This is a genomic window from Candidatus Baltobacteraceae bacterium (genome assembly GCA_035502855.1).
Taxonomy (GTDB): domain Bacteria; phylum Vulcanimicrobiota; class Vulcanimicrobiia; order Vulcanimicrobiales; family Vulcanimicrobiaceae; genus Aquilonibacter.
Map to the genome: position 1 here is coordinate 1 of DATJTX010000023.1, position 12250 is coordinate 12250.

Annotated in this window: 7 protein-coding genes; 1 reads left to right on the plus strand and 6 read right to left on the minus strand. The window is 56.0% G+C overall.

Going from position 1 to position 12250, the window contains the following annotated elements; translation table 11 throughout:
- The coding region (locus tag VMF11_08380) for a hypothetical protein (GenBank protein HTU70328.1) at positions 1-995 on the plus strand (995 nt) is incomplete at its 5' end.
- 402 nt (positions 996-1397) lie between these two features.
- Here VMF11_08380 and VMF11_08385 read toward each other — a convergent pair.
- The 6 genes from VMF11_08385 to VMF11_08410 form a co-directional block, all read right to left on the minus strand.
- Positions 1398-2417 (minus strand): hypothetical protein, encoded by a 1020-nt coding sequence (locus tag VMF11_08385; protein HTU70329.1) that lies wholly within the window; start codon positions 2415-2417, stop codon positions 1398-1400.
- Positions 2418-2624, minus strand: a complete 207-nt coding sequence (locus VMF11_08390; protein ID HTU70330.1) for a hypothetical protein — start codon at positions 2622-2624, stop codon at positions 2418-2420.
- A gap of 292 nt (positions 2625-2916) precedes the next feature.
- A complete protein-coding gene (locus VMF11_08395) occupies positions 2917-3675 on the minus strand; it encodes a hypothetical protein (protein HTU70331.1) in 759 nt (252 codons plus the stop codon).
- 425 nt (positions 3676-4100) lie between these two features.
- Positions 4101-5210: a hypothetical protein gene (locus VMF11_08400; protein HTU70332.1), complete on the minus strand. Its 1110-nt coding sequence runs from the start codon at positions 5208-5210 to the stop codon at positions 4101-4103.
- Between the two features lie 1148 nt (positions 5211-6358).
- Positions 6359-11320: an AAA domain-containing protein gene (locus tag VMF11_08405; GenBank protein HTU70333.1), complete on the minus strand. Its 4962-nt coding sequence runs from the start codon at positions 11318-11320 to the stop codon at positions 6359-6361.
- Between the two features lie 176 nt (positions 11321-11496).
- The gene (locus VMF11_08410; GenBank protein HTU70334.1) at positions 11497-12210 is read right to left on the minus strand and encodes a hypothetical protein; all 714 of its coding nucleotides are present in this window, start codon (positions 12208-12210) and stop codon (positions 11497-11499) included.
- Positions 12211-12250 lie beyond the last annotated feature (40 nt).

Consider the following 12250-nt stretch of genomic DNA (forward strand, 5'->3'; position numbering starts at 1 on the left):
CGGCTGTGGCCGGTCTCGCGCTCGATCTCGCGGATGCCCTTGCCCTGCCGGTGCAGGACCTGTATTTCCACCTGAAGCTCCTTTTTCAGCATGCGAACCGTAGTTCGCCGAGGGTTCAGGTGGGTCAATTTTCAACCGGCGGGGTGGGTCAATTTTACTCCGGCGCTAACACCGCTGATCTGCCAACTTTTTTTGGCCACTGGAGGCCCGTCATGATCATTTCTCCGAAACAACCAATCGATAGATGGTCGATCGTCAAACGTGTCCGTGACCTTCTCGCGATCCTTGCCGTCGTCTTTCCGGCCATTGGCTGGGCCTTTATCGGCGGGTATCTCGCAAGCGATCCACAAACAGTCGCTAGCTTTTCGGCGCCGATAGACAGCGCATGGCCTCGCATCTCATCGACGGGCGCGATCTGGATTGGACTCGTTTTTGCGACATTGATTGGCTCGGGCAGCCCCTTTGTCAGAATCACTGTTCCGCCCGGAGCACTTCGCATTCGAGGTTGGGACCGAGTCCGCTTCCAGCTATTCGCTGGGATGTGGGCGTCCTCAATTCTGGTCCTCGCGACGCTTCAAGCGCATTGGATGATCACCGGCAGCATGGTCTCCGACCTTTGGTTATTACTGCTACCGGCGGGGGCCCTTATCGCGATACCGTCGATCTTCAAAAACTATTCACGACCTGAGGCGCTCAAAAATGTCATCCCAGCAACGGCACTCGCGATCATTTGCTGGATGTGTTTGACGCTTTTCGCGATGAAAGTTGCAGTGCTCATAGGAATTGCCCATCACTACGCGCCGAGAACAGACATACGCCCCTTCTTCGATGAAGTGGTTTTCCTTACGTTGGGCGCTGTCGGAGCACTCGCAGTCTCGGAGAGGAGATGGGCGGCAGCAACGATGCTGGCAGGCATGGGGATTTATTGGTACATCCTAAACGATGCCCACGGTTTCTGTACCGTCCCCCTCCGCATGGCGAGCCTGATACCTTGAGGAAAACACTCGCCGCGCGGGCTTGAAAACTAGGGCGACTCCTAAGACTTGTGTCCACTTTGTGTCCAGCTGCTCTTTCATGCAAAGAAAAACGCCCCGTAAATACGGGGCGTACGTGGTAGCGCCAACGGGAATCGAACCCCTTGAAACCATGATTGGCGGTGCCTCGCCATATCTGCCCATGCCATTGTTTATTGATGTCTTCCGGCCCCTTCGGCTTGACTTCGCGGGAGTGTGGGGGCGCGCCGACGGCTCACCATAAGCAACGAATAAGCAGCTCGGGGCGATCTGCGGGAAATCTTGACACCGCCCCGGCCGCGGGTGTGGAGGCGGCAGCTACGCCGGGGACAGGGAAGACACGGCATCGATTGAGGACGCGTCCAGCAGGTAATCCGTTGAACACTACGTCTTCTTTGGTCGCAAACCGCCCCCACCCGGAAGACCTGGAAGCGGACCCGGTGGGGTTTGCTTCGGAATTGGTATTTGCGGAATTTGCGGCAAGCCTGGATTGACCTGTTGGACGATAATCTGCGCCTGGACTTTTTGCAACAGTGTTCCGCTCGAATTCTCGTAGACTTTCGTGATCGGCGTGCGCTCGAAGTGGAGCTCGTACATGCACCATAGCTCCCAAAGTAGCTGTTGCAAGTCTCTATACTTCGCTTCGCGCAGATCGACGATCTTGAGATTCAATTTCTTGCACTTATCGATCGTGATCGGACGGCTATGGGATAGTGTAAGCTTGTGGCTTCCGAGGTATGCAGCGGCATTGGTAGGTTCCTTGGCTTTCTCGTCGCCGTCAAACATATACGTGCGCAACCATGTTTCTGCGAGCGTCTTCGACAGCTCGATCGCGTTTTGACAGCCCTGCAGGAGACCAATCGTGTATTTTTCAAGCAGCGGAACGTATGCGCGAATGGCCGCGGGATCGCTTTTACTTAATGCTTCCTTTGCGGCTTCAAACCCGACGATTATCGCCTCAGCGGCTTCCTGCTTCAGCCCGTCCTTCGTAGTGTATTGAACTTGCGGGTCGATCGGCCCTAACTCGCTGCGATGATCCATTAGAATCTCGTCTCCGGACAGCACCATTAGGGTCGCCGCTGACTTCGCCGCATTAGGAACGAGGAAGCGAATGCTTTTGTATTTCGCACGCAACATCTCGACGATCGACTCGGCGACTTCCGCAAAGCCGCCGGGGCTGTTGACGAGCACGTCGACCCCGTCGACCTCCACTCCATCGATCAAGTCTGAAAAGCCTGTCTTATCCTCAAGTGTTAGACTGGACTGTGGCTTTTTTATGTCTGCAACATACACAAGAAGCCGCCTTTCTGTGGCGGCTTCTATCTTTTTGATCAGTTCCTGTCGGTGTTGCTCCGCCTTTTTGGCGTCTAAGTTTTTGTCGATAACCTTCTGGTACGTACCCACTTAGGAATACTGCACCATTGCAGGTGGAACGAACGACGGCGCGCCGTAGGTTACATCAGCATTCGCAATCGGCTGAGTGACGGAAACGTATTGAACCTCACCGATCGCTGCTACTGCTTCATCATACGAAGTGACCGCCTGCTCAATCGCCGCGAGCGACACGTCATCCTGGTTCGGCAGTAATTTTTCAAGCAACAAACGATCCAACGTAGCCTCCAATGCCTTCGAAACGAGCGCTATCCTTAGTGTAGCGCCACGCGCGGTCCTGCGCTATGGGAATATCGACTCAGGCGTCCGGCTGCATTAGCCGCCAAGCGGCGAACGCTAGTTCGATTGGCTGCCAAGTCGATCCCGCCCATGTGCAGACCGAGCGTCCTCATCTCCATCGCGTCGACGCCGGCGGCTTGTAACTCACGTGGTCGCGTCCACAGTGGACGCCCTGAGCCTCAAATAGAATCGCTGAGCGAGCGCCCTGAATGGCTCTAGTCGGGCCTCGGCCTCACCCGAGCCCGTAAACGACGACCTCGAACGAGGGTAATCCGCCGTCAAATACGGTCGGCGCGACGAGTTCCTCGTGGATCTGTGTGACCATCGTCTCAGCAATTCTTAATCCAGGGACGGTCAGCGCGTATGGCGCAAGCGAGATTAGCTCTTGCCCATGCTCCTTAGAGAACTTCCCTTCGTCCAACTCGACGGCGCGATCGTAGAAGCGTCCGCGACGGACCACGGCAAATTGTTCGAAATGTTCGTTCGACGCGTGAAGTAAACGCTGCTCGAGCGACGGAGCATGGCTCGATAGCGACAAATTATCCGACCGGTCACTACGGTCGTACGTGACAACGCCCAAGGACGAAAGATAGTCGAGTTCGTCATAGGTCGGCACGTTTTTACACACGACGCTAAACACCGGCCAAAGATTGCGATCCATCCAACCGTAAACGTCATCGCGCTTGTACCCTTGCGGCAGCGGCGCATTGTGAACGAGGTAGACCGTCGCAGCCACCCAAAGATGACTCGTATTCATCCGACGCGTCAGCATTTCGGCTTGGCGCAAATAGAGTTCGTTCGATGACTCCGTTTTCGCATAGAGCCGCTGCGCAATAAGACGGCCCAGAAGCGTACGCTTTTCAGGACTCGGACTTTCCATCACCGCCAAGAACGCATCCGACACGAAGTCCTGGGCCGCCGGTTCGAGCATTTCCCTTGCGACCTGATGGTCCGGAAAGCGCATAGCCAAGACCTGCAGCTCGTCTTGCATCCCGTCGATCGCGTCTTCCGCGCGCGACAAGCGCTTTGCCAATTCGGCAGGATCCGCATCGGCAATGGACGGCGCAACGCGACGCGTTATCGCCTTTGTGAACTGCTTCCAGATGAAGTCGCCGACTTCACCTTGCAGATGCGAAAGCACCCATTGGCTTCCGTGCTCCCAAAGCGCCGGAGCATTATTAACGATCTCGGCCGGGATGTTCATCTCGCCGCTACGTCGCGGGAACGAGGTGAGCGCGAATGGCCGCGTCGATTGCCGGGCATTGCGCGATCAATCATGGCCTCGACGGGTCCGCTCAGGACGAGCGGCTGTTCCGGAATGAGAACGGACGTCACGCCAACCGCCGGGCAGAACGCCGACGCCAATGACGTAAGACTCGATCAGGCGCCCGGCGTGCCGATCCGCGCGGGGGAATATCACGAAGCATTATTTCTTTCCTCGGGAGCGACTGCGGCCAGGAATTGGCTCAGACCCAACGCCAGATTGAAGGCGTTTTCGTCGTTCACGCCTTTGTTCATAGCGTACGACAGGACCGCCCTCGCTTTCTCGACTTGTTCTTGGGTTAAGAGGCCCGGCCGGGGCTGCTCATCGCGAAGAGGATCTAAGAATGCCACGACCTCTTTTAGGTCAGCTATACGTGCTAGCCGCTCCGCCTTTTGCCGCGCGCGAGAATCGTCGATTTCCGTACTGTCAACGACGTGCGGAGATACGTCTTGTGGCGTCGGCGCACCGGCGGCCTCATCGCCCGTAGAAGCGTTCGCCGTAAGCTCTTCCGCACGCCGTTTAAATATCGCGATCATATCGGCGAACGCTTTTTGCGCGGTCGCACGTTGTGCCGGCGTTGGTGGGACCTTGTTTTCCTTCAAGGTGACAAGAATGTAGTACAGCCCAAAGCAGAGGGCTCCGACGCTGGTGATCGCGGCGGTATATTCTTTTGTAAGGACGGCAACGATGAGGCTGCCCAGGCCGCAAGCGCCGGCGTAGCCTATCGGAAAGATTGTGACTCCAGCGACGCCTTTGAACATTCTGCGGCCGAGGTCTGTTGCAAAAAACTCGCGATCAGGATCGCCCGCAGCAGTCTTTCGCCTGACGAACTCGATCAGGAAATAGAGTAGCACTTGCCGCAGACTCAGTGCGATAAATGCGAGCGTTGCGATGACGGCGACGACGCGAAGTGTCCCGCCCTGCATAAGAAGGGCTACCAGCGGTGCAATAAATGCATATTCGAGCAAAGAAAACGCGCCCGAAAGCCGAGGTGAGGTGCCTTTCAGCTGGAACGCGATCAACGCTCCTGTCCAGACGACGGCAGAGATGCTGCCGACAGCAAGCAGCGCAGTGCTCGAATCGGGACCGGGGCTCGCATCATGAAACCACCGAATCGCCGCGGCGATGAAGTCGCGGTCAAAAAGATTGACGACGACAGCCAGCACAGCCGTGATCAAGCCGAGGAGCAACGCAAAGCCGATCGGACCAAAGAGAAAGTTTACGATCTGCTGACGGGGAGAGCCACCGGCCTTGACTGCCATTCTTAAGCGCTTCTCACGATAACGTACTAGGTAGTGGATGACTTGGGACAATGATATCGTCCAATGCCGGCGTTCCGGTCGCCGGCGATCCCACGGGGACTGCTTTCAGCCCCGAGGAGGGTAAGCGCCTCCTCCTTCGGGCCGGGAAACGCTTAATGATGGTCCGTATGGCTCACGGCTCTGGGCATCAGCCCTGGGTCGATACGCTGAGAGTTGCTTTCGAGGTCGCGACGGCAGAATCCGGAGTGAGGATCTATTGGATCGCGGTCCGACGATAAATGCTCTATCCTAGCCAACTCCCTATATACTCAAAATATGGCAAGTCATGAACGCATCGAGAGATTTAGTTATGCCCTCCATGCCCGGGTCGCCGAGCTGATCGAGGCAGATCCGTCGCTGCTCAGTCACGTTATACGTAACGTTGAATTCATGCGTGAGAAATGCGGCGATTCCGTCTTGCTGCGAGAGTGGGAGACAATCGTTCGCGCTGGCGTCGCGGCTGTCGTACGAACGCTGCGCGACACCGGGGAGCGAGCAACGGAACTTCGGTCAGCATCCCCGTTCACTGGAATAATTTCCGCGGCCGAGCGCGATGAGATTTTCCGAAACGAGATTACAGTGGAGCGCCAATCGCGAGAATAGTCCATCGGGCGTGACGTGTTCTTCCCGAAAACTTGACAACGAAAGGTGAATAGATGTCGAGTTCCGAGCCAGAGAACGAACTAACACCCGCCGAGCAACCGGCAAAGGTTGCACACACCCTTGAAAGGCTACCTGAGCTCCCCGACGAGAAGGTCGCGGGCATCATGGCCTTGCTGGTGCTTCAAATTAGGCCTGCGCTTGCCGACATCTTCATGTCGGCGCGTAGCGCGTCACGCTGGCGCGTGGTTGCCCATAAGCAACAAAATAAGCAGCAGCGAAGTGTCGAAAAACGAGAAACCCTGGGAGAACCAGGGTTTCTAATGGTAGCGCCAACGGGAATCGAATTCTCGAAGTGGGGTCCCGGCAGGTCCCGGCCGCTACCAAAATCCTCGATTTTCAGGGGATTCCGCACTTTTCGCTCCCGGCCGATCCCGAGCGATTCCGGCCATTTCCGGCCGGTCTGTTAGACGATTGTTAGACGGTCCTCTGTCTAAAGCGGAACCAAGCTATTCCTCGTTGTGTCGCATCCACCACGCTGGACGATGCCCTGTTGCCCTGCCGCCTTCAGGCGCAAAAGTAAAGCGAACGCCCCGGCGAGCCAAAGACTCAAAAAGATCCCTTTGCGACTCATCAGCGATAACCCACAGCGACCCTCTCTCGTGATCGCGTTTATCGATGACGTCGCTCCTCTCAACTCCACTGCGCAGCAGCAAATCGATAACTCTATCCGCAATTTCCTTGGCTTCGTGATGCTCCCTCTTTCGGGTACACCTTTCACCGTTCGTCGATGAAACGTTCGCATTATCATCAAGTACTGAAATGCGAGAATCGACGCCAGCCTCTGGTGAGATCCTTTCGCTCAGGCGCGTGGTATCGGCGCCCTCATCTCCGGCAACACCATCTGCATGGGAGCCGCCTCCATGCGGCATCCCCAATTTGGTGACTGGCTTTAGGTCATCGACGATAACGCGTGAGCTCGTCGACCACTGTTTACGGTAAAAGTCGATATCATGATCGTCCGAAGACTCCTTACGGATCTGCGCCGCCCGAAAGAGCACCCGCTGTAGAAGCTCGCCGACATCGACTACAGGATCTATCTCCGTCCGGTCAGGCCCGATGCCCATTTCCGAAAGCCGATCGAGAAGGTTCTGAAATTCCCGCTCCCGATCCCGATAGTAGCGCGAACCCCTAATTCGGTAAAACGTCAGTCCAACTCGCTCAAGTTGGCTTTGACGTTCCATGTCATGCTGTAAGTCAAGGATCGTATGGAACTGTTCTCCGTCACATTCCACCGCTAACCGTCGTGACCGACCCTCGACCATAATATCGATTCGATACGGCCCGATTATATACTGTGGTTTCACCAAGTATCCGGCGGTGATCAGCCGTCGCAGTACGTCCTTTTCGAATTCCGATTCAGCCTTCGACAGTTTCGTATCGATCTTAACCTGCAATGCCTTAGGGTTCAGCGCGTGCTCAATTAGCCTCCGCCGCAGATCCCTGGCTTGAAGATCAGCGATGTCAAGGGAATGGACCACCCACATTTGATCGCGGGCTCGGCTCGCTGCTACGTTAAACCGTTTCTTAAACATCGAGTCGTCGCGCATCTTCAACGGGATCCCGCTAGATGAATCGACCATCGAAAGAAAAATTACGTCCCTCTCATCGCCTTGAAAATGAGCCGAGTTTCCGCAAAGAAGGCGCCGCTCCTCAAGCACCTTTGGTTCCACCAGCCTACGAAGGCGCGTCTCGATCGCGGCCGCCTGTTCTTCTCCGACAAGCGAAATGACGCCGAAGGTCTTGCCATCATATTCTGGTTGTTCGAGGCACGACATAACAAGGGCGACGATCTCCTCGACTTCCTCGTCGTTGACTTTGTTGCTTGCCGTTCCCGGCACGTGATGTGCGACAACATGAGGCAGGAGCGTACTTTCGGATGCTTCGCGCAGTGGAATCAATTTGTCGTCGTAACTCAAGTGATTGCTGAATTGGATGATATCAGGAACACACCGGAAATGCTCACGAAGGCAAATCGTCCCACCAAACGCCTGTTTTGCCAGATCGTAAATTGATGACTTACCATCGTAAAGTTGATCGTTTGGAATGCCATAGAGGTATTCATCGATGAGATGCTGCGTTTCGTCGATTCGCTGTCCAACAGCTTCGGGGCTTACCTGCTCGTCATCTCCTACAACTACAACTTGCCGACCGTAGTAAAGGGCCATCAAGCCTGTGACGTCACTCTGACTAGCCTCGTCGATGATTACCACATCGAATCTTGTGGTTTGAGGGTCGTAGTTCTCAGCAACCCGTATCATCGGCATGATCCACACAGGTACCGCAGTCTTAGCGCGATCCATCAATTCGCGCGCATGTTTACGAAGCGTAGGCACTCTCTTGCCCGTACCTTTGCCGATCCTCTTGATGGCCTGCTGCCAGCCTGTAAGCGCCTGCTGCTCGGCCAGCCCTGTCCGTCGCCTCTGCGCTAACCATGCGCACGCATCCGCCAGCTGCGCAGTCTTCTGTTGAAGAAGCTCCACTTTCGAATGCAGGCCGCGTTGCAGGTCGTCGATGGAGATTTTATCCCGGTCCTCCAGTTGCTGCGCGAGTTGTGCCCACAACCACGCCGATCTGACGTCTCCCGGGGGCGTCTCCCGATCATGCGGCGCCAATCGCTTCGCAATCGCGTCGGCCCATGCGGGCGCGATCTGCGACAGCCTCCCTAAGATATCCCGCCGGAGTCGCAACTCTTCCATAGATACGAAGAGCGCTCGTAGCGACTTGAAGGCCGCATCATACATCTCGGAAGATCTCGTCCGAACCGCCGTCAGGAGTCGATCGTTGGTCTCCCCAGAGAAGCGAGACAAAGCGCTCTGTAGATCATCAAGAGCCGCGGTATGCTGCCTCACAAGGAACTGTTTGAGCCTCGCATCGAGCGCCCCAGGGATCACATCGCTGCAGAGGCGAACATTTGCGCGAAACTCAGCCTGATGTTCGTTTGCGACCAGGAGGTCACTAAGGGCTTTAGACCAGTCGAAACCTTGAGCAACTATGCCGTTCCTAATAGGTTTAAGGTCCCGTTCGCTCCACTCAAGTGCAGCTTGAATGCTCTTTATCAAATGAACGGCTGTCTCTTCGGGTCTTGCATTTGGCAAAACTGGCCCACCGATTTCTCCAACTTGGCGCTGCCAGCGCGTACGGAGAGATGCTCGCTCGCATTCAATAGAGGCGAGCAAATAAAGCGCCTTAATCTCTTCCGCTGATTGCGGCGATCTTCCATTCACTTTCACCTTAGCGAGAAGGTTCTTCCACTTCGGTTTAAGGAGGAGAGCAAGAAACTTCAGATTGCCGCCGGCTTGCAGATGAAGCAACACATCCTTCAAGCATTCGCGCTGTTCATCAACATCAACGCCCTGGTCCAGCATTGGCCCGTAACGTACAAGCGATTCACGGCTTTCGGCGCAGAGTTCTTCGAGCTCGCGAACGCTTCGGAAAAGCGCCGTCCAGGCCTCCAAATGGCCTCCGCCTCGAAACCCGTCGTATCCGACAGCGAAGAGCCAGTCTTCCGCCTCCAACCAAGGGTGAATGATGGCCGGCAGCGCCGACATCAGACCTTGCACCGCCGTCTGGCTCGATGCGTCGAGGTTATCGACTTCCCAATAGCGCAGCCCAGTCTTCTCAGCGGCATCGATCTGGCTGATCTCTTGGATGGCGGCAGCTAATTCAGATGGTCGCAAAAGCTCGTCCGGATTCGGCAGCAGTTGAGCCAATTCGCCCTCGACGGCTAAGGGAACCGTTGCGTTCGTGCGGTAGAGCGATCGGATTTCCTCAGATGTAACGGTTAGCGCGCTGCCACCAACGATAGGCATCGGAATCCAAGAATGGTCATTGCGTCCGTTTGCAACTGTTCGTGCCGCTTCGAGAGCATCATACGAATCAGTACCAACTTGGACGGGCTGGCTGTCCTGCGAACGCCCCTGAAGGAGACGCTGCCGCGTGCCACTGACGTCCGCTAACAACGATTTGCGTTCGTGTGTCAGTCGATCCACTTGGTTTTGGAGACCCGACTCCGTTGCGGAGCTGAGGCGCTCAACGATCGAGTCGACAGCGGCCTTCAACTGATCGTTACTCTGAGAATCGCTTTCGAGGACGCTAACGCATAGCGGGCGTAACTGTTCAACGACTTTTTCTCGAAGAACACGCAGTGCCTTCGTTGTGCTGCTCGTTACAAGCACGCTTTTACCCTCGGCAAGAAGGTGCCCAAGGAGATTGGCGATGGTGTGAGTCTTTCCGGTTCCCGGAGGCCCCTGTACGAGCACACAGGCATGATGCGCCAGAGCCTCCGCAATCCGATATTGTTCCACATTTGCAGGCTTGGTGAAGAGCACATCGCGCTGGTCCTCTGCCTCCGACGACGTATCAGAAGGCTCGCCTAGCGTCGAGTTTGGCGCGAGCGTTCCCTCGCCCACGATATTGATGAGGCTCTGCGGCAAAGCCCCATCGGCTGCGATATCCGCGATGATTTTTTCGAGCGCCTCCGCTATTCCGAGTGTACGCTTTCTCAGGAATATGATGGGCGCTCGGTATATTGATGGCTCGCTCGGCTCACGTGCTGGAGCTTCATCTAAGTAGCGGCCATTTGCGGCCAGTCGGGGCGGTATACTTCTCAGTAACGCGGTCAGATCATCTGCGGACCACGGGTGATATTGCCCCGCATCCAGCTCTTTCTTTATCGCGCCGACGACGCTGCCGTCAACCGTATCAATAGTTCTAAAGAGCGTCGAGTATAATTCCGTCGGACTGGCAGCATCCGTTAAGGTAAAGGATGGAACGCTAGGGTTAAATTCGAGTTCTAATTTCTGCAAAACGATCGGGAATCGAATGCTCCCCTTGGGAACGCTCCAGCACAAGATGCCATCACCCAGCATGACATCGTAACGCTCCGCGTCGCGCTCCAGCGCTCCGTGAAGTTCGTACAGTCGTTCAAACAGGCGAAATGCCCCTAGCGCTGGCATATTTTCAGCTATAAAACTGACTCGCAAAGCAGTCCAACGCGCGAGGGCCAAAACTCGGGACGCGTCCTCTCCAAAGCGTTCTGTCTCGGCCTGGCTGGTAGAACCCAGCTTGGGCCGCGTCTCGCGAACAGAAACTGAACCCTCGTATTTCTGCCACCCATCTTCGATCCAGTCGGCGATCTCCGGCGGCGGCGATGGAACGGGCTCAAGTGGCGGAGGACGCTTGACACGCAATATAAAGTCATCGCCATCATCTCCCTCATCATCGTTCGAGGTCGACGTTGGCGCGCCGAGGATCACGCATTCATGATGCGGTAGGTCAACAAGAGGCAGCGACCATTGGAGTTCGCGGATCTGCCGCGGAACAGGGTTGCGCAGTTCGTTAAGGGCGCGAACGAACTGAAATAGACGCGAAATTCGATCGCGCTCTACCCTGTTTTCGCTATCGTCCATACGCCGCAGATGCCTCTCTCACGGTGGGGCAGTATCCGCTTTATTTCGAAACCCCCGCGGCATCCACCCGGTTCGCTCGGGCCGACCGCGGACCGGTGCATAGTCGGGACGTGTGCAACAGGATTGTGGGACCTTTGGCACGGCATTCTCTGCTCCGCCGGACCGCGCACCGGAGTTCAACGCTTCAGTAGAAGCCGATCGCGCAGATGGTTCGCGGCCTCGCGTAGCGTCCTTGATGGCAAGTCTTCTGCGCCAGCGATTGTTGTTCGGATATAGGCGACGATGGCGCCTTGGGTTGGCCTCCCGCTAGAAAACGTATCATTGAATTGAGCGTCCTCGATCAGCTTCGCAATCACTTCAGTGACCTCTTGGATTCTCCGCTCCAGTTCTCGCTCACACAGCTCCTCGGCTTTTTCCGATGAAGCCCTGACCAACCGAATTGCGCGCTCTCTTTGCGTATCAAATCCTTCAACCCAATGCGCTGCTTCGACATACGAAATAGACGTGGAGCCGGTGCAGCCCGTCAAGACAACTAACTGACACTCCCCAACATGCCTCTGGAAGACTCGTAAGCCGTCACTGACATCGCGAAGATCTACGACGTTGTCGCCATCGCCTATATCCTCCGCCGGCAAGGCATCCTCAAGAAAGAATTCGCCCTCCTCGAAGCTCACAGCCTCGAGGAACATCACACGAATGCCTAACTCACGCGCACACGACAGAAACTCCGACGGACTCTTGAATACGAAGTCGTTATTCGGACGCTCGCCGCGAGTCGCTCTGAAAACTTGAAATCCTTCGGCCCTTAGCCGTCCGAGCGCAGCTTCACCTAGGTCTCCACCGTCTGAATCGAGGCGTTCGCCCGGCGCTTCTTTCGGATCTGCAGACATCACAACCATCCTTGCACATAGCATATTGGTGCCATTGGTA

Excerpts from the sequence above, each read along its gene's own strand:
- VMF11_08395 (HTU70331.1), bottom strand. The coding sequence starts at position 3,675 with ATGCAAGACGAGCTGCAGGTCTTGGCTATGCGCTTTCCGGACCATCAG.
- VMF11_08400 (HTU70332.1), bottom strand. The coding sequence starts at position 5,210 with ATGGCAGTCAAGGCCGGTGGCTCTCCCCGTCAGCAGATCGTAAACTTT.
- VMF11_08410 (HTU70334.1), bottom strand. The coding sequence starts at position 12,210 with ATGTCTGCAGATCCGAAAGAAGCGCCGGGCGAACGCCTCGATTCAGAC.
- VMF11_08405 (HTU70333.1), bottom strand. The coding sequence starts at position 11,320 with ATGGACGATAGCGAAAACAGGGTAGAGCGCGATCGAATTTCGCGTCTA.